Annotated in this window: 19 protein-coding genes and 1 pseudogene; 15 read left to right on the plus strand and 5 right to left on the minus strand. The window is 51.3% G+C overall.

The features are described from left to right. Positions 1-12: 12 nt before the first annotated feature. The 4 genes from ACT9TW_RS23350 to hycA form a co-directional block, all read right to left on the minus strand. The gene (locus ACT9TW_RS23350) at positions 13-936 is read right to left on the minus strand and encodes a respiratory chain complex I subunit 1 family protein (RefSeq protein WP_446493826.1); all 924 of its coding nucleotides are present in this window, start codon (positions 934-936) and stop codon (positions 13-15) included. Between the two features lies 1 nt (position 937). After that, positions 938-2,764, minus strand: coding sequence for a formate hydrogenlyase subunit 3 (hycC, locus tag ACT9TW_RS23355; RefSeq protein ID WP_446493827.1), 1,827 nt, complete (start codon positions 2,762-2,764; stop codon positions 938-940). Next, positions 2,761-3,369 carry a 4Fe-4S dicluster domain-containing protein gene (locus ACT9TW_RS23360; RefSeq protein WP_446493828.1) on the minus strand — a complete coding sequence of 203 codons (609 nt, stop codon included), beginning with the start codon at positions 3,367-3,369 and terminating at the stop codon, positions 2,761-2,763. Before ACT9TW_RS23360 ends, hycC begins: the two co-directional genes overlap by 4 nt. Before the next feature lie 70 nt (positions 3,370-3,439). Next, positions 3,440-3,904: a formate hydrogenlyase regulator HycA gene (hycA, locus tag ACT9TW_RS23365; protein WP_182062222.1), complete on the minus strand. Its 465-nt coding sequence runs from the start codon at positions 3,902-3,904 to the stop codon at positions 3,440-3,442. A gap of 210 nt (positions 3,905-4,114) precedes the next feature. On the opposite strand from hycA, the gene hypA reads away from it, so the two are divergent. From hypA to ACT9TW_RS23415, 10 genes are all read left to right on the plus strand, one after another. Continuing rightward, on the plus strand, positions 4,115-4,465 hold the full coding sequence (gene hypA / locus ACT9TW_RS23370) for a hydrogenase maturation nickel metallochaperone HypA (RefSeq protein WP_166717628.1): 351 nt from the start codon (positions 4,115-4,117) through the stop codon (positions 4,463-4,465). Positions 4,466-4,467: 2 nt separating this feature from the next. Next, entirely contained in the window at positions 4,468-5,331 is an 864-nt protein-coding gene (hypB, locus tag ACT9TW_RS23375) for a hydrogenase nickel incorporation protein HypB (RefSeq protein ID WP_446493829.1), read from the plus strand. Then, entirely contained in the window at positions 5,322-5,594 is a 273-nt protein-coding gene (locus ACT9TW_RS23380) for a HypC/HybG/HupF family hydrogenase formation chaperone (RefSeq protein WP_436354327.1), read from the plus strand. The genes hypB and ACT9TW_RS23380 overlap by 10 nt, the downstream gene beginning before the upstream one ends. Positions 5,595-5,596: 2 nt before the next feature. Next, positions 5,597-6,718 carry a hydrogenase formation protein HypD gene (gene hypD / locus ACT9TW_RS23385; RefSeq protein WP_182062226.1) on the plus strand — a complete coding sequence of 374 codons (1,122 nt, stop codon included), beginning with the start codon at positions 5,597-5,599 and terminating at the stop codon, positions 6,716-6,718. Continuing rightward, complete coding sequence (gene hypE, locus ACT9TW_RS23390; RefSeq protein WP_446493830.1) at positions 6,715-7,725, plus strand: hydrogenase expression/formation protein HypE; 1,011 nt, start codon at positions 6,715-6,717, stop codon at positions 7,723-7,725. The genes hypD and hypE overlap by 4 nt, the downstream gene beginning before the upstream one ends. 66 nt (positions 7,726-7,791) lie before the next feature. Next, complete coding sequence (gene flhA, locus ACT9TW_RS23395) at positions 7,792-9,864, plus strand: formate hydrogenlyase transcriptional activator FlhA (RefSeq protein WP_182063457.1); 2,073 nt, start codon at positions 7,792-7,794, stop codon at positions 9,862-9,864. A gap of 153 nt (positions 9,865-10,017) precedes the next feature. Continuing rightward, a complete protein-coding gene (locus ACT9TW_RS23400; RefSeq protein WP_446493831.1) occupies positions 10,018-11,016 on the plus strand; it encodes an ABC transporter substrate-binding protein in 999 nt (332 codons plus the stop codon). Then, positions 11,016-12,053, plus strand: coding sequence for a FecCD family ABC transporter permease (locus ACT9TW_RS23405; RefSeq protein ID WP_446493832.1), 1,038 nt, complete (start codon positions 11,016-11,018; stop codon positions 12,051-12,053). Before ACT9TW_RS23400 ends, ACT9TW_RS23405 begins: the two co-directional genes overlap by 1 nt. Next, positions 12,053-12,814 carry an ABC transporter ATP-binding protein gene (locus ACT9TW_RS23410; protein WP_446493833.1) on the plus strand — a complete coding sequence of 254 codons (762 nt, stop codon included), beginning with the start codon at positions 12,053-12,055 and terminating at the stop codon, positions 12,812-12,814. The genes ACT9TW_RS23405 and ACT9TW_RS23410 overlap by 1 nt, the downstream gene beginning before the upstream one ends. 15 nt (positions 12,815-12,829) lie before the next feature. After that, the gene (locus tag ACT9TW_RS23415) at positions 12,830-14,077 is read left to right on the plus strand and encodes an MDR family MFS transporter (RefSeq protein ID WP_446493834.1); all 1,248 of its coding nucleotides are present in this window, start codon (positions 12,830-12,832) and stop codon (positions 14,075-14,077) included. 2 nt (positions 14,078-14,079) lie between these two features. Here ACT9TW_RS23415 and ACT9TW_RS23420 read toward each other — a convergent pair whose 3' ends face one another. Continuing rightward, complete coding sequence (locus tag ACT9TW_RS23420; protein WP_315686623.1) at positions 14,080-14,427, minus strand: nitrous oxide-stimulated promoter family protein; 348 nt, start codon at positions 14,425-14,427, stop codon at positions 14,080-14,082. A gap of 176 nt (positions 14,428-14,603) precedes the next feature. Between ACT9TW_RS23420 and ACT9TW_RS23425 the strand changes: the two genes are divergently transcribed. The 5 genes and pseudogenes from ACT9TW_RS23425 to ACT9TW_RS23445 form a co-directional block, all read left to right on the plus strand. Next, positions 14,604-14,834, plus strand: coding sequence for a SymE family type I addiction module toxin (locus ACT9TW_RS23425; protein ID WP_182062233.1), 231 nt, complete (start codon positions 14,604-14,606; stop codon positions 14,832-14,834). 698 nt (positions 14,835-15,532) lie between these two features. Continuing rightward, a complete protein-coding gene (locus tag ACT9TW_RS23430; RefSeq protein WP_029701610.1) occupies positions 15,533-16,687 on the plus strand; it encodes a hypothetical protein in 1,155 nt (384 codons plus the stop codon). Next, positions 16,680-18,554, plus strand: a complete 1,875-nt coding sequence (locus ACT9TW_RS23435) for a ThiF family adenylyltransferase (RefSeq protein ID WP_446493835.1) — start codon at positions 16,680-16,682, stop codon at positions 18,552-18,554. Before ACT9TW_RS23430 ends, ACT9TW_RS23435 begins: the two co-directional genes overlap by 8 nt. A gap of 49 nt (positions 18,555-18,603) precedes the next feature. Beyond that, the gene (locus tag ACT9TW_RS23440) at positions 18,604-19,035 is read left to right on the plus strand and encodes a Mov34/MPN/PAD-1 family protein (protein ID WP_224357279.1); all 432 of its coding nucleotides are present in this window, start codon (positions 18,604-18,606) and stop codon (positions 19,033-19,035) included. A 27-nt stretch (positions 19,036-19,062) separates the two neighbouring features. Continuing rightward, a pseudogene (locus ACT9TW_RS23445) lies at positions 19,063-19,332 on the plus strand (hypothetical protein); the annotation flags it as partial.

Below are 19,332 nucleotides of genomic sequence, written 5' to 3' on the forward strand. Positions count from 1 at the left end.
AATTCTCTTTAATCACGCCACCAGCAAGGAGACGAATGCTAAAAATGCAAAGCCAAAACCGGCCCAGGTGATACGGGACGTCGCTACAAAACGCAGACGCGCCATGCTGTTTTCAAACAGCGCAATTACCAGCACGCCAATAAGCAGCTTGAGGACGGCAACCACCACTGCCAGCACCAGGCCGCCAGCGGAAAAGTGCGTCATCTGTCCCCACGGGAAGAAAACGCCAACAAACATTTGCAGCACCACCAGCTGTTTAAGGCTGATGCCCCACTTCAGCACCGCAAAGCCGTAGCCGCTGTACTCGGTCAGTGGCCCTTCCTGCAACTCCTGCTCCGCTTCTGCAAGGTCAAACGGCAGTTTGCCCATCTCAATAAAGGTGGCGAACGCGCAGGCGCACAGCGCCAGAACCAGCGGAATGGAACGTGCAACAGGCCAGTGGTAGACGGTATCGGTGATAAACGTGATATGGGTTGAACCCGCCACCTGCGCGGCAACCCACAATCCCAGCAGCAGGATCGGTTCAACCAGCACGCCCAGCATTGCCTCGCGGCTGGCACCAATGCCGGTGAACGGGCTACCGGTGTCCAGGCCCGCAATGGCAAAGAAGAAACGCGCGATGGCAAACAGATAGATAAGGGTGATCAAATCGCCCAGTACCGGCAGCGGAGAGCCAACGGTAACCACCGGCAGCGCGGTGGCGATGGTCAGCATGACGCCCACCATCACAAACGGCGTCAGGCGAAACACCCAACCTGCGGCATCGGGTGCAACGCTCTGGCGGGTGAACAATTTGAACAGGTCGCGGTATTCCTGAAGGACACCCGGCCCGCGACGGTTATGCATCCGGGCGCGCAGCACACGGCTCAACCCGGAAAGCAGTGGCGCAATGGCGAATAACACCAGCGCCTGAAGTAATGCCAGTAACAGACTCATGTCAGGCTCCTCGTGAAATCACAATCACCACCAGCACCGCCAGCTCGACAACCGCCAGACGGCGGAACAGCGCAGGCACGGCAGCACTCTGCCAGCCTGGGATCCAGACCACTGGGTTCAGCCAGTGACGCAGCTTCAGCACGGCAGCGAAGTTCTCTTTCACCGGCATGGCAAAGCCGTGGGCGGTGATCACCATTGATTGCTCATGTTCATAGCCGCAGGCCCACGCCGCACCGCGCGAGCGGGAGGAGAGACGGTCGCGTTTGAAGAACAGCATCAGAATGAATGGCAGCAACGGCGCGGCAATTAGCAGCAGCGCAATCATCGGCTGTGAAACGGTGGTGTGCGCCGTCGTGAGCGGCAGCGGTATCGCGCTACCCAGCATCGGCAGCAGCCACGGCGCAGCCACACCGCCGATAACGCAGCACAGCGCCAGTGCGACAACGCTTGCCGCCATCAGCACCGGCGCGCAGCAGGCCTGTTCCGCCTCTTTCGTGCGCGGTGCGCCGAGGAAGGTCACGCCATAGACTTTCGCCATACACATCACCGCCAGCGCGCCGGTGATAGCCAGCCCCACCGCCAGCAGCGGACCGAGCAGACGCGCAATAAACGCATCACTCTGACCGAGCGCGAAGAAGGACTGGTAAATCACCCACTCACCGGCAAAGCCGTTCAGCGGCGGCAGCGCGGCCATCGCCATCAACCCCACCAGCATGGCAAGAGAGATAACCGGCATCTTTTTGCCGATGCCACCCAGTTTTTCGATATCGCGATGGCCGGTACGGAACCAGACGCTGCCCGCGCCGAGGAACAGCGTGCTTTTAAACAGACTATGGTTGATGAGGTGATACAGGCCGCCGATAAACCCGGCAGCAATCAGTGCAGGTTGATTGAGCGCCAGCCCGGTCACACCCGCGCCAAGCCCCAGCAGAATGATGCCGATATTCTCCAGGGTGTGATAGGCCAGCAAACGCTGGATGTTGTGCTCCATCAGCGCGTACAGCCCGCCGACAAACGCAGTTACCATACCCGCAAGCAGCAACACCACGCCCCACCAGAGCGGCGGCTGCCCGCCCGTAAGCGACAGCGTAAGAATGCCGAACAGCCCAACCTTCATAACCACGGTGGAGAACAGTGCCGCCGCCGGAGCAGAAGCATTGGCATGCGCCTGTGGCACCCAGCCGTGCAGCGGGATGATCCCGGCCAGCAGGCCAAAGCCCACCACGCCCGACAACCAGATGTCAGCGCCAAACGGCAGCTGCTGTGCCCGCTCGTTCAGCAGGGCTAAATCCAGGGTGCCGTAACGTTGCCACACCAGCCAGCAGGTTAACGCCAGCAGCAGCGTGCCGAGCCGCCCAAGCGCAAACCACAGCTTGCCGGAAGCACTGCACCCGGTCAGGAACACGCCGCACAGGGCCATGATTTCGGCCATCACCACCAGCGCACCCAGGTTGCTGGCGGTCACGGTGCAGACCGCCGCAGCCATCAGCACATTCACCAGCAACCCGTTCGCTTTGGTGCTGTGATGGCGGTGCCAGTCAATATTAAACAGGCTGATAAACAGCCCGCACAAACCAAACGTCACCAGCCAGATGGCATTCAGCGGGGTCACCTGAACCGCGTGATGCACCACCGGAATGATGGCTTCAACGGATTGCCCGCCGAGCAGAACCACCCCACCCGCGGCCAGGGTCATCAGGCTCCCTATCGCCCCACCTATCCCGGCAATCCAGCCGCTCAGGGTTTTATGGAACGAAAAAATCAGCGCCAGAACGGCCGCGGCGGCGAACCAGGCCACAGCGCTGTTCATCATCGTCACCGCGTTCATTTTGCCCCCTCGTTAAGTTCCTGAAGCAGCGAAAGATCGCCAAAATCGGTGTTGATCGTCAGCTCGCGCTTGCGCTTGCTGGTACGGGCGATATCGCGAATGTTGACCAGAATGAGCGCTTTGGTCGGGCAGGTACGCACGCAGGCCGGGCCTTGTTCATCAAAGCTGCACAGATCGCACTTCACCGCGACGGCTCGCACGCCGGGAACCCAGTCCAGCAGCGTACTGACGCGTGCCGGAGCCGGTGGCGCTGGCGGCGCTTTCGGGGTATTGGCATTCGCCGGAATATGCAGCGGGCGGCTGCCGGAAAACTCAATTGCGCCAAACGGGCAGGCAATACCGCACAGCTTGCAGCTTACGCACAGGCTTTCATTGAGCTGTACCGCACCATCAACACGGGTGATGGCATTAACAGGGCAGACACCCGCGCACGGGGCATCCTCACAGTGGTGGCAGAGCTGCGGCGCAGACTCTTTTTCATTTCGCATGACGCGCAGGCGCGGCATTGACTGCAATCCGTGCAGACGGTGTGTTTCCGAACACGCCGCTTCACAGGTTCGACAGCCGATACAGACCGTCGAGTCGGCAATTACAAAACGGTTCACCGGGTAATCCTCTGGTGATGGTCATTTTTGACGAAAATCTGTCTTATCGACACTTCTCGACACGCAATACTCAGGCAACGTTTGCCGATGGATTTCCGTTCATCAGCTGTTGCAGGTTGACCGGTAAATCGTGCTCAACCGCGGTGTAAAGGCCGTTGTAGACCGGCGCAATTTTTTCCAGGTAATGTTCCAGTACCTGCTGGCGATCGCGGTTGCTGACGTGGCCATCAACCATGCCATCGGTCATCAGTTGTGCCTGCGCAATGCGTTGTTTATCCCCGTCTTTTGTCTCGACGTAATACTCGATGGTGTGGCTGTTGAAGCTGTCTGCCAAGGTGACGTAAATCGTAAAGTGCCCGAACAACACAAAGCGCATATCACCTTGTGCGGCACAGCTCATGGCATGGTGTAGCCGGGCTTTCGACAGGGTTATCCCCTGAACCAGAGAATTGCAGTAAAGATGCCACTGCTCCTGTAACTGCTGATGCCGCTGTGCGATGTAATCCGCTTTTTCGCTGATTTCCCAAATAGTCATGTCAGATATCCGGTTAATGGAGATTGCGGCTATTAAGCAGATTCCATGCCAGTTTTTAATTAATTGATTTTTAATGATTTAAATACAAAACACACTGCTGTAACGGCAGTGTCGACGTGTCATTTCGACAGCGTTGACATCGTCACGCCTTAACAAAAATCAAGATGGCATCGTTATTGCATTACAGGCGCAATTCATTGAGGAGGCGTCATGCACGAAATCACCCTCTGCCAACGGGCTCTGGAGTTAATCGAACAACAGGCAGCACAACACCACGCAAAACGTGTGACCGGTGTCTGGCTGAAACTCGGCGCGTTTTCCTGCGTCGAAACCAGCGCTCTCACCTTTTGCTTTGAGCTGGTGTGCCGCGACACGCTGGCGGAAGGCTGCCAGCTTCATATTGAAGAACAGCAGGCGGAGTGCTGGTGCGAACAGTGCCAGCAGTACGTCACGTTGCTGTCGTCGAAAGTACGAAGCTGCCCGCAGTGTCAGAGCACCGGGCTTCGCATCGTGGCCGATGACGGAATGCAGATCCAACGCCTCGAAATCGAGAGGGAATAATTATGTGTAGTACCTGCGGTTGTGCCGAAGGCAACCTCTATATAGAAGGGGATGAGCATCGTCCTCACTCTGCGTTTCGCTCCGCACCCTTCTCTCCTGCGCCTCGTCCATCAGGAGTCTTTACCGGCCTGGCATTTACGCCAACCCAATCCGCTGACGGCGACCTGCATTACGGCCACGGCGAAGCCGGTACGCACGCGCCAGGCATCAGCCAGCGGCAGATGCTGGACGTCGAAATCAACGTGCTTGATAAAAATAACCAGTTGGCGGCTCGTAATCGCGCCCGCTTTGCCGCCCGCAAACTGCTGGTGCTGAACCTGGTCTCCAGCCCGGGCTCTGGCAAAACAACACTGCTCACCGAAACGCTCAAACGCCTGAACGGACGCGTCTCTTGCGCAGTTATCGAAGGCGATCAACAGACAGTAAACGATGCCGCGCGTATTCGTGAAACCGGCACACCAGCCATTCAGGTGAATACCGGTAAGGGTTGCCATCTTGATGCACAGATGATTGCCGATGCCGCGCCGCGTTTGCCCGTAGCGGATAACGGCATTCTGTTTATTGAGAACGTGGGTAATCTGGTCTGCCCGGCGAGTTTTGATCTGGGCGAGCGGCATAAAGTGGCCGTGCTGTCGGTGACCGAAGGGGAAGACAAGCCGCTGAAATACCCGCATATGTTTGCTGCGGCATCGGTGATGCTCCTCAACAAAGTCGACCTACTACCGTACCTGAATTTCGACGTCGATAAGTGTCTGGCGTATGCCCGTGAAGTGAACCCGGATATTGAAATCCTGCTGGTGTCCGCCACCGGCGGGCAAGGTATGGATAACTGGCTGAACTGGCTGGAGAGAGAACGATGTGCATAGGCGTCCCGGGGCAAATCCATGCGATTGACGGCAATCAGGCCAAAGTAGACGTGTGCGGCGTGCTGCGCGATGTCGATCTGACGCTGGTTGGCAGTGTGGATGAAAACGGTGCGCCCCGCACTGGCCAGTGGGTACTGGTACACGTTGGCTTTGCCATGAGCGTGATTAACGAAGCAGAAGCGCGCGACACGCTGGATGCCCTGCAAAACATGTTTGATGTGGAGCCTGATGTTGGGGCGCTGCTGTACGGCGAGGAGCGATAACCATGCGCTATGTTGATGAATATCGAGCGCCCGAACAGGTGATGCAGCTTATTGAACACCTGAAAATGCGGGCAAAACATCTGCGCTATACCGCCGAAAAACCGCTGCGCATCATGGAGGTGTGCGGCGGGCATACCCACGCCATCTTTAAATTTGGCCTCGACCAGCTGTTGCCGGACAACATCGAGTTTATCCACGGCCCGGGCTGCCCGGTGTGCGTGCTGCCAATGGGACGCATCGACAGCTGTATTGAGATTGCCAGCCAGCCTGACGTGATTTTCTGTACCTTTGGTGACGCCATGCGCGTGCCGGGGAAAAATGGCTCGTTGCTCCAGGCCAGAGCGCGGGGAGCGGACGTGCGTATCGTCTACTCGCCGGTAGATGCCTTAACACTGGCCGCCGACAATCCCACGCGGAAAGTCGTCTTTTTCGGCCTGGGTTTTGAAACCACCATGCCTGCCACCGCCATCACCTTACAGCAGGCCAAAGCGCGCAACATCAGCAACTTTTTCTTTTTTTGCCAGCACATTACGCTTATCCCGACCCTGCGCAGCCTGCTGGAAGAGCCGGGCAACGGCATTGACGCGTTTCTGGCGCCAGGGCACGTCAGTATGGTCATCGGCACCGGGGCTTACGGTTTCATCGCCAGCGACTTTGATCGTCCTTTAGTGGTCGCTGGTTTCGAACCTCTTGATCTACTGCAAGGCGTGACCATGCTTGTTGAGCAGAAAATAGCAGCCCTGAGTAAAGTGGAAAATCAGTATCGCCGCGTGGTCCCGGATGCCGGGAATGTGCTTGCTCAAAAAGCCATTGCTGAGGTTTTCAGTGTGGAGGGCGACAGCGAGTGGCGTGGCCTGGGATTGATTGCCGAATCAGGTGTGCGCCTGACGTCTGCATACCGTGCGTTCGACGCCGAAGCCCATTTCCACCCGCAACCGCAACAGGTTTGCGACGATCCCCGCGCCCGCTGTGGCGACGTACTCACCGGTAAATGCAAACCACATCAATGCCCGTTATTTGGCAACACCTGTAACCCGCAAACTGCATTTGGCGCACTGATGGTTTCATCAGAAGGCGCATGCGCTGCGTGGTATCAGTATCGCAATCAGGAGTGTGAAGTATGAACAGGGTAGAAATGGCGCACGGTAGCGGCGGAAAAGCCATGCAGCAGCTCATTAATCAGCTGTTTATGGACGCCTTTAACAATCCCTGGCTGGCCGAACAGGAAGACCAGGCGCGCATTGATCTCTCTACCCTCACCGCTCAGGGCGACAGGCTGGCGTTTTCGACCGACAGCTACGTTATCGATCCACTGTTCTTCCCAGGCGGTGATATCGGCAAGCTGGCCATCTGCGGTACAGCAAACGATGTGGCAGTCAGCGGCGCAATTCCACGCTATCTCTCCTGCGGCTTTATCCTTGAAGAAGGGCTGCCAATGGACACCCTGAAGGCCGTTGTCGCCAGCATGGCATCCACTGCACATGAAGCAGGGATCGCCATCGTGACCGGGGACACCAAAGTGGTACAACGCGGCGCGGCTGACAAACTGTTTATCAACACCGCCGGGATGGGGGCAATTCCTGCCGATATTCACTGGGGTGCGGGGCAACTGACCCCCGGCGACGTGTTGCTGGTCAGCGGAACGCTGGGCTGCCACGGCGCGACTATACTCAACCTGCGTGAAGGATTGGGGCTGGATGGCGAGTTACGCAGCGACTGCGCCGTGCTGACACCGCTTATTCAGACTCTGCGTTCATGCCAGGGCGTAAAAGCCCTGCGTGATGCCACACGTGGCGGCGTTAATGCAGTGGTACATGAATTCGCGGCAAGCAGCGGATGCGGTATTGAACTGACCGAACGCGGATTACCGGTCAAACCTGCAGTACGGGGGCTTTGTGAACTGCTTGGGCTGGACCCGCTAAACTTTGCCAATGAAGGCAAGCTGGTTATCGGCGTGGAACGCCAGGCCGCCGAAGCCGTACTGGCGCAGCTGCGTGCTCATCCCTCAGGGAAAGAGTCCGCGATTATCGGCGAAGTGGTTGAGCGCAAAGGGGTGCGCCTGACCGGGCTTTACGGCGTTAAACGTACGCTGGATCTGCCGCACGCCGAACCTTTACCCCGAATTTGCTAGAACCGCGCCAAAAGCGGGCAGCACAGGATTTTCTCTTTTTTTGCCAGTTTCAATTGGAAAGCAATGATGCCGTATACACCGATGAGCGATCTTGGACAGCAGGGCCTGTTCGACATTACGCGCACTCTTTTACAGCAGCCGGACCTCGGCTCGCTGAGCGATGCCCTGACGCGGCTGGTCAGACAGTCTGCACTGGCGGACAGCGCTGCCATTGTGCTCTGGCATAGCGGGAGTCATCGCGCGAGCTATTTTTCCGCGCACGACAACGGCAAACCCTTTCAGTACGAAGATGAAACAGTCCTGGCTCATGGCCCGGTGCGGCGGATCCTCTCCCGCCCTGAAGCCCTGCACTGCAGCTTTGAAGAGTTTCGCCAGGCCTGGCCGGTGCTTGCAGAGAGCAACCTGTATCGTCCTTTCGGACACTACTGCCTGCTGCCGCTGGCGGCTGAAGGGCATATTTTTGGTGGCTGCGAATTTATCCGCAAGACTAACCAGCCGTGGAGCGAGGCGGAGTATGAGCGCCTGCATACCTTTACCCAGATTGTGGGCGTGGTGGCAGAGCAGATCCAGAACCGCGTGACCAACAATGTCGACTACGACCTGCTTAGCCGTGAACGCGACAACTTCCGCATTCTGGTAGCAATTACTAACGCCGTGCTCTCGCGCCTGGATATGGACGAGCTGGTCAGTGAAGTCTCTAAAGAGATCCACCACTATTTCAAAATTGATGCAATCAGCATCGCGCTGCGGGGCCACCGCAAGGGCAAACTCAACATCTACTCAACACACTATCTCGACGAAGCCAATCCGGCTCACGAGCAGAGCGAAGTGGATGAAGCGGGAACCCTTTCTGAACGCGTGTTTAAGAGCAAAGAGATCCTGTTGCTCAATCTGAACGAACACGATGCACTGGCACCCTACGAACGATTACTGTTTAACACCTGGGGCAATAAAATCCAGACACTGTGCCTGCTCCCGCTGATGTCCGGCAATACCATGCTGGGCGTGCTGAAGCTGGCACAGTGTGAAGAAGGCGTGTTCAACACCGCCAACCTGAAGCTGCTGCGCCAGATTGCCGAACGTATTTCCATTGCGCTGGATAACGCGCTGGCTTATCAGGAAATTCATCGCCTGAAAGAGCGGCTGGTGGATGAAAACCTGGCCCTGACGGAACAGCTCAACAATGTCGACAGCGAGTTTGGTGAAATCATCGGTCGCAGCGATGCAATGTACAGCGTGCTCAAGCAGGTCGAGATGGTGGCGCAAAGCGACAGTACGGTGCTTATCCTGGGGGAAACCGGGACGGGCAAAGAGTTAATTGCCCGCGCGATCCACAATCTCAGCAACCGCAACAGCCGCCGGATGGTGAAGATGAACTGCGCCGCCATGCCCGCGGGCCTGCTGGAAAGCGATCTCTTTGGCCATGAACGCGGTGCCTTCACTGGCGCCAGCAGCCAGCGGCTGGGTCGCTTTGAGCTGGCGGATAAAAGCTCGCTGTTCCTGGACGAAGTGGGCGATATGCCACTGGAGCTCCAGCCCAAGCTGCTGCGCGTGTTGCAGGAGCAAGAGTTTGAACGCCTGGGCAGCAATAAGCTTATCCAGACGGACGTGCGGTTGATTGCCGCCACCAACCGCGATCTGAAAAAAATGGTCACAGACCGCGAGTTTCGCAGCGACCTCTATTATCGCCTGAACGTCTTCCCGATTTATCTGCCGCCGCTGCGGGAACGCCCTGAGGATATTCCGCTGCTGGTCAAAGCCTTTACCGCGAAAATTGCCCGCCGGATGGGGCGCAGTATCGACAGCATTCCTGCCGAAACGCTACGAACGCTCTCGTCCATGGAGTGGCCTGGCAACGTGCGCGAACTGGAAAACGTCATTGAACGTGCCGTATTACTGACACGCGGCAGCGTGCTGCAACTCTCCCTGCCCGAAGTGACGATGTCAGAAGAACCGCTGGTCGCGGCAGAGGTGGCACAGGCGGGCGAAGATGAATTCCAGCTGATTATGCGCGTGCTGAAAGAAACCAACGGCGTCGTCGCCGGGCCGAAAGGCGCCGCGCAGCGTCTGGGCCTGAAACGCACCACGTTGCTTTCGCGAATGAAGCGGCTGGGCATTGATAAAGAGAGCCTGGTGTAACCTGTCTTGCCGGGCGGTGTTTCCTGACGCCGCCCCTTGTCACTCCGCGAAATTGCCCCTCATTGACACAATATATTTTCCTCTGTATAAAATTCCGCCTTAATAATGAGTTTCATTTGCATCAAAAATACAATAAATGAAGGGTAGCGTTTCATGAAAAAGGTCATCTGCGCGCTGGGAATGGCGTTCGCATCGGTCGGTTCTGCTCTGGCAACAACATATCCTCTCACTCTTGAAAACTGCGGATATAAAGAAACATTCACCAAAGCGCCCGAGCGCGTTGTTGCCCTGGGGCAAAATACCGTCGAGATCCTCTTACTGTTAGGCCTGCAAAATAACGTAGCCGCCAGTGCATTCTGGCCCACAAAAGTGTTACCGGCGCTGGCTGAGCAAAATGCAAAAATTAAAACGCTGACGGTAGAAATCCCGACCCTTGAATCCATTCTCGCCCAGAACCCTGATTTCGTGCCTGCACAACTTCCCCTGCTGCTGGGGCCTGAAAGTAAGGTCGCAAAACGCGAAGACCTGGCCACCGTGGGGGTGAACAGTTATTTATCCCCAGGCATGTGCGCCACCAAAAAAGCCGCAGGTGATATGTACGGCAGCCGTCAGAAGCTGTGGGATATGACCTATCTCTATAAAGAGATAGAAGATTTCGCCACCATTTTTAATGTGCAGCCTCGCGGTGAAGCATTAATTGCCGACTTTAAAAAACGCGAAAACGATTTGCGCGCTGAGTTTGGCAAGAATAAAAAAGACCTCTCTTTCGTCTTCTGGTTCTCCAGCGCCTCACCTTCTGCTGATGCCTACGTCGGCGGTAAAAACAGTGCATCCGGTTTTATTGCCAACGTTCTGGGTGGGCACAATGCCATTACCTCCGAAACAGAGTGGCCAACGGTGAGCTGGGAAAGCATTATCGCCGCCAACCCGGATGTGATTGTCGTTTCAAGCCTGGATCGCAACCGCTGGGCGCTCGATAACGCACAGGAAAAAATCAAATTCCTGAAAAGCGATCCGGCCGTCAGCCAGATGGATGCCGTTAAAAAAGGTCATATCGTCGTGATGGACGGCCAGGCGATGAACCCGACCATTCGCACCCTCTACGGTGCTGAACAGGTGGGCGAGCAGCTCAGAAAACTGGGGCTTAACTGATGACCGCTGTTGTTCAACAGGCGCGACAGGGATTCATCCTGACGACCTCGTGTTTGCTTTCCGTCGTGCTGTTGTTCCTGGTGATCGCCGTTGGCGTCAGCGTAGGTGAGCTTTCTATTCCACTGCAAAACGTCTTTTACACCATCAGCAATAAAATGGGGCTGACCGCAGTCCCGCTAAACCGCATTTATGAAAGCGTGATTTGGGATTTTCGCCTGAGTCGTGCTCTGGTGGCCGCGTGCTGCGGCGCGGGCCTGGCAATTTGCGGGGCGGTGCTGCAAAGCTTGTTGAAGAACGCGCTGGCTGAACCTTATGTGCTGGGCGTGTCTGCGGGGGCATCAACGGGCGCGGTATCGGTGGTGGTATTAGGTATCGGCACCGGTGCGGTGTCGCTCTCGGCAGGCGCATTTGCCGGGGCGTTTGCCGCCTTTGTCTTTGTGGCTTTCCTGACGAACGGCGCGCGTGGCGGCAACGAACGCACCATTCTGGCGGGCGTTGCCGCCTCTCAACTTTTCAACGCCATTACCGCATATACCATCAGCACCTCGGCAAGCGCGCAGCAGGCCCGCGACGTGATGTTCTGGCTACTGGGCAGTTTCAGTGGCGTGAGGTGGCCTGAGTTTCAGCTGGCGCTGGTGGTCGTTCTGGCCGGGCTGGCGGTTTGCCTTTATTACTCGCGCGCGCTGGATGCCTTTACCTTTGGCGATGACGCCGCCGCGTCACTGGGTATTGCCGTGCCCTGGGTACGCCTGATCCTGTTCACCACGACTGCGCTCATCACCGCCACCATTGTCAGCATGGCAGGTTCCATCGGCTTTGTCGGGCTGGTTGTGCCGCATGTGATGCGCTTCTTCTTTGGGCCGTTGCATCGCATTCTGCTGATCGCCAGCGCGCTGGCCGGGGCCATTCTGATGGTGCTGGCAGACATTGCTTCGCGTTTACTGATTGCCCCCCAAAGCCTGCCTGTGGGCGTTGTCACCGCCCTGGTTGGCGTGCCTTTCTTTGCCGTTATCATCTACCGTTCAAGGAATAAGTGATGAGTATCACCGCTGAAAATATTACCTGGAAGGTAGGCAATAAAGTCATCGTCAACGATGTCTCGCTGAACATCGCGCGCGGGGAAACCGTTGGGCTACTTGGCCCTAACGGCTGTGGTAAATCGTCACTTTTACGTGTGCTGGCGGGGCTACGTCGCCCGGATGCCGGGTGCGTGAAGCTTGACGGGCATAACATCGCCCGGATGCCCAAAAAGCAGCTTGCCCGCCGCGTGGCATTCGTTGAACAACACGGCATGACCGATGCCAACATGCGTGTGCGTGATGTGGTGAAGCTGGGGCGTATTCCGCACCATTCGCCTTTCTCCAACTGGAGCGCGCAGGATGATGAAACCGTCACCTCCGCCCTGCAACGTGTAGATATGCTGGATCGCAGCGAACAAGGCTGGCTGAGCTTATCCGGCGGGGAGCGCCAGCGCGTGCATATCGCCCGTGCCCTGGCGCAATCCCCCACTGAAATTCTGCTGGATGAACCGACCAACCACCTGGATATTCATCACCAGATCCAGCTGATGCATCTGATAAGCGAACTGCCGGTAACCAGCATTGTGGCGATCCACGATCTCAACCACGCAGCGATGTTTTGTGATTCGCTGATTGTGATGCAAAAAGGCCAAATCGTCGCTACCGGGACACCGCAGGAGATCCTGAGCGAAGAGCTGCTCTGGGATGTATTCCGGGTCAAAACCAAAATTGAGATCTCTGCGTACCATGGCAAAAAGCATATCCACTTCATTGTTTAACGCCGGGTAATGCGCATGTCACTGTTTTCTCTACGCCCTGCGACAACACTCTGGCCGCCCGTGTTACTGGGCAGCCAGTTCGTTTTTAACATTGGCTTTTACGCGGTTATCCCCTTTCTGGCGATTTTCCTGCGTGACGATTTGATGCTTTCCGGCGGGCTTATCGGGCTGGTTCTGGGGCTGCGCACGTTCTCGCAGCAGGGCATGTTTATCGTCGGGGGCGCGCTTTCAGACCGGTTTGGTGCCCGGGTGATTATCCTGTGCGGCTGTCTTGTCCGCATCGCGGGGTATCTTCTGCTGGCGTTTGGTCAGTCCCTGTGGCCCATCATTCTGGGGGCGTGTCTGACGGGCATTGGCGGTGCGCTTTTCTCTCCATCCATTGAAGCGCTGCTGGCAAAAGCGGGAACACAGAGTGAAGCAAAGGGCAAGCGCAGCCGCGCGGAGTGGTTTGCGCTGTTTGCCGTATGCGGTGAACTGGGCGCCGTACTCGGCCCGGTGGCTGGTGCCCTGCTTACCGGGCTTGGCTTTCGCCAGGTTGCTCTGGCGGGTGCAGGCGTCTTTGTGGTTGCGCTGATCGTGCTGTTTTTTTGCCTTCCTCCTGCTCAGCGCAGTAAGCAAACGCTGGAGATCCACCCGTGGTGGAGCACGTTCCGCCAGCCGCGATTTGTCGCTTTTATTATCGCCTACAGTTCGTGGTTGCTGAGTTACAACCAGCTTTATCTGGCGCTACCGGTAGAAATAGAGCGCGCTGGCGGCAGTGAGAAAGATCTTGGCCCGCTCTTTATGCTGGCTTCAGTGCTGATAATCCTGTTTCAGTTACCGCTTGCGCGTTTCGCCCGTCGGGTGGGGGCTGTCAGAATCTTACCGGCGGGGTTTCTGCTGCTTTCGGCATCGTTTGCGAGCGTGGCCCTGTTTGCCGCCCACCCGCCACCGGAAGGCTGGCTGAGGCTTCTGCCTGCGGGGTGTTTTGTTACGCTACTGACGTGCGGGCAAATGCTGCTGGTACCGTCCGCGAAAGATCTCATCCCGTGGTTTGCGAAAGAGTCTACGCTTGGCGCACACTACGGCGCGCTCTCTACCGCCGGGGGTTGCGCGGTGCTGGCGGGGAATTTACTGTTCGGCAGCCAGCTGGATCACGCGCTAACACCGTCACCACAGGCCGTTTTCCCCTGGCTACAGCTGGCGTTTTTCCCTTTATGCAGCGCGGTGGCCCTGGTGTTCATCTGCCGCCCAATGCGCGCAGCACTGGCTTCCCGGGCGTAGGTTTACTGTTTTTTTGGCCGGTATTTTTCCGGTAATTCAGGGACCGGGCGGCGATCGTCAATCAGATGGCGGATAGTCAGGATGGGGTGTCGCCATAGCATTCGCGGCCCGGCCCAACGCATCACCTGCTTCATCTCTTCACGTTTTGCCGGCTGATAGCAGTGGACGGGGCACTGCTTGCAGGCGGGCTTCTCTTCGCCAAAGACACATTTATCCAGGCGTTTATCTGCATAATCATTAAGCGCCTGATAATGCCCCTCTTCTTTCAAAGCCTGCGGGCACTTGTTTTCATACAACGCGATCATTTTACCGATCGTCTCTTTTTCTCGTGCGATGCGTTTTCCAGACATGGCGGATCACCCAACAATAACGTGCATTTATAATACCTTTTTATGTACCCGATTTCAGCCGTTGCATTCCATTTGCTGAAGACGCCTTCCAGTTTTACCTCTGCCCGTCGTGATATTTACTGGTATTTTATACAGCAAATATCATCGTCACGTTGTGCTTAACTACCGGAGCGCGTATGCAAGAGATCGCTATCACCAAACCCTATCGCCACTTGAAGGTCGGTTACTTCAGAAAGCGTCACGAAGACCGTAAAACTAAAATCCCGACCCGCTATAGCGTCCACGCAGCGCTAAGCCTGAAAGGAGACTGGCTGGAAAAAGCCGGATTTACCACAAACTCTCAGGTAAGAGTGGGCGTTGAACATGGAAAAATCGTCATTGAGTTAATGGCGGAAGACGTCTCGTAAACACGCGACATTTTTCTGCGCCGCGCCATTTTTTCATGCGACAATAGAGGGAACTAACGGCCAATGAGCCGCTCAAAGCTCAATATTATCAAAGAAATGGATATCATAACTCCATGACCACAATCGACAATTTCGACGCACATACGCCGATGATGCAGCAGTATAGAAAATAAGATTATAGTAAATTGATATGTATGAATATTTAAATAAAAACAAACACAACAAGCTACCTATAGGCTACAAATAGTGAAATCAATCTGGCTGCTCTTATATAAGCTGGATTTCTAAAAGGTAAGTTTTCCTCTAAAAACTCATCGGCAAAAACATAATTCACAGCAGGTTTACTGTTGTGTCTTAGGAAATCCGATGCCATCTCCGCTGCGTATGGCGTTTCTAGGTAATACGTCAAAAACTGTTTGGATGGTAGTTGGCACGTATGGTATCTGTCGAGGGCTATGGGTTAAGTATGTGTTTTCTTGGTTTCTCTATTTCTTAACTAGTTTCAAAATGTTAAATCCATCACAAAAATGCGGTAGTAGAAACTATGAGCATATGATTTGCCATTTTTTGAGGGTTGAATGTAAACAAGCCTGTTGGCAAAATTGTTGATGTAGTTATGACTACTTTTTTGGGATTTTAAAATCCTACACAGCAATGACAACATAGTACCATCAAGAAACAGTTAAAAAGGAAATAATATGGCTGCAAAACTATGTTTCTTCCCCGTAGGTAATGGGGATATGACACTTATTCAAACTGAAGATGGAAAAAATATATTAATCGATTGCCGTATTAGGGATGGAGAAGAACATCCTGATGTCCGCTCACAACTTAGAGAAAAACTCTCTCGAGATAGCGAAGGGCGTCTTTTCGTCAATCTTTTTATTTGGACGCATCCTGATTCAGATCATTGTGATGGAGTATCTGATCACTTTCACTTGGGGAAACCTGAAAATTGGAGTGAAAAGAGCGATAAAATTTTTATCAATGAAATTTGGTCAAGCCCAATTGTATTTAGACGCCATCATGCTCAAAATCATCCATTATGTGATGATGCAATAGCGTTAAATACAGAAGTGAAGAGAAGAGTTAATCTTTACAAAGAGAAGGGCTATTTGGATGGTGTCGGAAATCAAGTCTTGGTTTTAGGAAAAGACGAGAATGGTAAAACTGATGATATACCATATATTCTTTTAGAATTAGATAATACAACCAGTTATATTAACGGAGAATCTTCATCAGTTTTTCAAGCCCGGTTATTAGGTCCATCACCCAAGAAAGATCTCGACGAGTTAGAAGATAAATTAGGTAAAAATCATTCGAGTGTTATCATAAACTTTGAATTAAAAGGTGATAACAAAACTGCTTATTTTTTAAGTGGAGGTGATGCTGAGGTTGTGTGCTGGGAAGGTGTGAAAGATCGTCTGTCAGACAAGAATGAAATGTCATGGTTAGATTATGATATCTTACAAACACCACATCATTGTTCTTGGCACAGTATATCTCATGATAGTCTAAGCCAAAAAGGCGATGATGCAAAAACCTCTGAAAAAGCAATGGAGGTATTTAACCGTGCAAAACAAAATGCTTTCATTATATCAAGTTCGAAAACAATTGAAGACGATGAAAAAGATCCTCCAGCTTACCGAGCAAAAGAAGAGTATGAAAAAATAACAGATGATAAAAACGGTCAATTTCTGTGCGTATCTGATCATAAAAAAAATGGGAAAAATGTTCCTTTGGAAATTGAAATTTCCAGTAATGGTATTAAGAAGATAGCGGCATCTACATTAGGTATGGCAGAATCATCTAATACTGTCGTAAATAGACAAGGTGGTGGTGGTTATGCCTGATTGTCTTAAAAAAAAGATAGATCAGTTAAATAAAATCCTTGCACCTTATGGTGCAAGGAAGCTGTCCAATACTGAATTATCTATTCTTGATGAAAAATATATATGTGTCTGGGAATTACCTACAGATTTAGTATTCAATGACGACTCAATTGTATTACAAATAAGGTATAAAAGTTTAACACAGCATGATATCCCAGAAGTATTTGTATCATCTCCAGTAATAAATGTATGTCAATTACCTCATATAGAAAAAAATGGTAAACTATGTGTTTGGCCAAATACATACATTATTGATTTGAGTGATAATTCATATGTTCTTGAATTATTAAGTGATGCCTATTCGATGTTGAAAAAAGGCATCAAAGGAGATCTTAGAGATGATTTTATTGACGAGTTTCAGAATTACTGGATTTATCATTGCAATAAAATAGAACGTGTTATTAGCCTATGTGATCTGAACATAAAGAACACAAGATTAGTATACGGCTACATAGCAAAAACATTAGGATGGATATATTCTGATGGTGAACAAAAATTAATTAATTGGTTAGATAATCAGAAACTACTATCTTCCAATTCAGATAACTCTAATGCAAGAGATAAACACCTACGTCAAAGACAACTTTCCAGAATAATATCTATTCCATTAATATTTTTTGAAAATGCATGGTATCCAGAACAATATCCAAGAACAATAAGAGATTTATTCAATTTAATCAATGAATATCATAATGAGCCAGATATAGTTGATGAGTTTATTTTAAAATCAATAGCAAATATATATAATCGCAACCCAACTGTTTTAATAGCATTTCCTACGCCCTCAGGAATGAATATTATAGGAATTCGAATTTCTGAGAGTGTAGGTGATCGTCATACAGATAGATATGATACAAGAGCTATCGCTAACGGTCGATTCCACATTAATTCATTATTAGATGGTCATAGAGATTATATCAATGGCCGCATTTTAAAGAATAGAATTGGTGAGTTAAAAGCACAAAACATCTTAGTTGAACGTAACGATAACTCATGGATAATGGGTAGAGATCATAATCCTACTTATAAAAAAATATCTGAGCATACAGTAGCTATAATCGGATGTGGCTCAGTCGGTTCATCTATATCGAGGCTGTTAATACAATCTGGCATTACAAATATAATGCTCTGGGATGAAGACTCTATGAAATCAGAAAATTCTTCACGACATCTCCTGGGGTTCGATTCTGTTAACAAAAATAAAGCATCTGCTCTCGCATCCAAACTTCGTTTAGAATTTCCAAACACCAATATAGAGTATTTTAATGAAGAATGGTCCGAAAACGCTGAATCAAGTACAAGAATTACTGAGGCTGACCTTATCCTAAGCTGCACTGCCGATTGGAATACCGAGCAACAACTGTTAAGTAAACAATCTCAGTGTAATTTGGGAGTTCTTGTTTTTGCTTTTGTTGAAGCCCATGCAATGGCTGGACATGTAATAGTAAATCAAATAGATTCTGGTGCCTTTAATGCCTGGCATTACACACAAGGTGAAAAAATAGGTGCATTGAGATATCCTGCTACATATTGGAAAGAAAATACAAAAAAAAGAATTGCTGCTTGTGCTGGAGAATTTCAGCCTTATGGAGCGATACCTTTAGCAAACTTACATTCACTTGCTGCAAGAACAATAATTGACTTAATATTGAATAGATTTCCTGACAGTTCCTTTGCATATAGCTATCTTGGTAGACAAGAAGAACTGGTAGAACTTGGTGGTCAATGGAATGATTGTTGGATAAATAAATTTGGCAATCCAAATAAAGGCGATCGAATCATTTCTTTGATTTATGAAAACTCAAGCTGGATGAATAACGATGCATAAATTTTATAGTTATGATTTAAATTTTTATATATGCATCAGTGAAGATATTATGGAAGAGTTATTTTCTTATAGACAGAAAAATTTCCTAAGTAAAGAGTCTGGAGGAATGTTATTTACAAATAAACTTGACAACACAGAAATAGAAATAAATAAAATCTCAATACCTTGCTCATCTGATATAAGGAAAAGAAACTATTTCAAATTAGATGAGAAAAAAGCGAAACAAGAAGTACTAATACAATTTGAAAATGGTTTCCATTATTTAGGCGACTGGCATACACACAACGAGACTATTGCAAACCCATCACCTACTGATATTAATAGCATTCATGAGTTATTTACCAAATCTAAACATAACAGACCATTTTTTATAATTTTAATAATCCCTAATCAAAATGTAATATCTAATTGTTATTTGGCAGCGGCAGATGGAAAAAAGATATACCAATTTAAATATCAAAATCAAACAACAACGATTTAGAAAAGACTATAAATTAAGGAGAGCAAAGTGTCTATAATTAAAAGTTTTTCAGTAGGAAATGGTGATATGTGTTATATAAAGCATAATAGTGATAATTTCACAATCATTGATTGTAACATTAATACTGGAAATGCCAAAGGCATTATAGAAGAAATAAAAGAGCAATCAGCTCAAAAGAGTATAATGCGATTTATTTCAACTCATCCTGATGAAGATCATTTCGGCGGTATTCATCTGCTTGATGATGAAATAAAAATCCATAACTTTTATGTAATAAAAAATAAAGCGATAAAAAAA

This window comes from Enterobacter sp. C4G1 (assembly GCF_052886895.1).

What these genes read in the sequence shown, in the direction of transcription:
- ACT9TW_RS23350 (WP_446493826.1), bottom strand. Translation starts at nt 936, where the DNA reads ATGAGTCTGTTACTGGCATTACTTCAGGCGCTGGTGTTATTCGCCATT.
- hycC (WP_446493827.1), bottom strand. Translation starts at nt 2,764, where the DNA reads ATGAACGCGGTGACGATGATGAACAGCGCTGTGGCCTGGTTCGCCGCC.
- hycA (WP_182062222.1), bottom strand. Translation starts at nt 3,904, where the DNA reads ATGACTATTTGGGAAATCAGCGAAAAAGCGGATTACATCGCACAGCGG.
- hypA (WP_166717628.1), top strand. Translation starts at nt 4,115, where the DNA reads ATGCACGAAATCACCCTCTGCCAACGGGCTCTGGAGTTAATCGAACAA.
- hypB (WP_446493829.1), top strand. Translation starts at nt 4,468, where the DNA reads ATGTGTAGTACCTGCGGTTGTGCCGAAGGCAACCTCTATATAGAAGGG.
- ACT9TW_RS23380 (WP_436354327.1), top strand. Translation starts at nt 5,322, where the DNA reads ATGTGCATAGGCGTCCCGGGGCAAATCCATGCGATTGACGGCAATCAG.
- hypD (WP_182062226.1), top strand. Translation starts at nt 5,597, where the DNA reads ATGCGCTATGTTGATGAATATCGAGCGCCCGAACAGGTGATGCAGCTT.
- hypE (WP_446493830.1), top strand. Translation starts at nt 6,715, where the DNA reads ATGAACAGGGTAGAAATGGCGCACGGTAGCGGCGGAAAAGCCATGCAG.
- flhA (WP_182063457.1), top strand. Translation starts at nt 7,792, where the DNA reads ATGCCGTATACACCGATGAGCGATCTTGGACAGCAGGGCCTGTTCGAC.
- ACT9TW_RS23400 (WP_446493831.1), top strand. Translation starts at nt 10,018, where the DNA reads ATGAAAAAGGTCATCTGCGCGCTGGGAATGGCGTTCGCATCGGTCGGT.
- ACT9TW_RS23405 (WP_446493832.1), top strand. Translation starts at nt 11,016, where the DNA reads ATGACCGCTGTTGTTCAACAGGCGCGACAGGGATTCATCCTGACGACC.
- ACT9TW_RS23410 (WP_446493833.1), top strand. Translation starts at nt 12,053, where the DNA reads ATGAGTATCACCGCTGAAAATATTACCTGGAAGGTAGGCAATAAAGTC.
- ACT9TW_RS23415 (WP_446493834.1), top strand. Translation starts at nt 12,830, where the DNA reads ATGTCACTGTTTTCTCTACGCCCTGCGACAACACTCTGGCCGCCCGTG.
- ACT9TW_RS23420 (WP_315686623.1), bottom strand. Translation starts at nt 14,427, where the DNA reads ATGTCTGGAAAACGCATCGCACGAGAAAAAGAGACGATCGGTAAAATG.
- ACT9TW_RS23425 (WP_182062233.1), top strand. Translation starts at nt 14,604, where the DNA reads ATGCAAGAGATCGCTATCACCAAACCCTATCGCCACTTGAAGGTCGGT.
- ACT9TW_RS23430 (WP_029701610.1), top strand. Translation starts at nt 15,533, where the DNA reads ATGGCTGCAAAACTATGTTTCTTCCCCGTAGGTAATGGGGATATGACA.
- ACT9TW_RS23435 (WP_446493835.1), top strand. Translation starts at nt 16,680, where the DNA reads ATGCCTGATTGTCTTAAAAAAAAGATAGATCAGTTAAATAAAATCCTT.
- ACT9TW_RS23440 (WP_224357279.1), top strand. Translation starts at nt 18,604, where the DNA reads ATGGAAGAGTTATTTTCTTATAGACAGAAAAATTTCCTAAGTAAAGAG.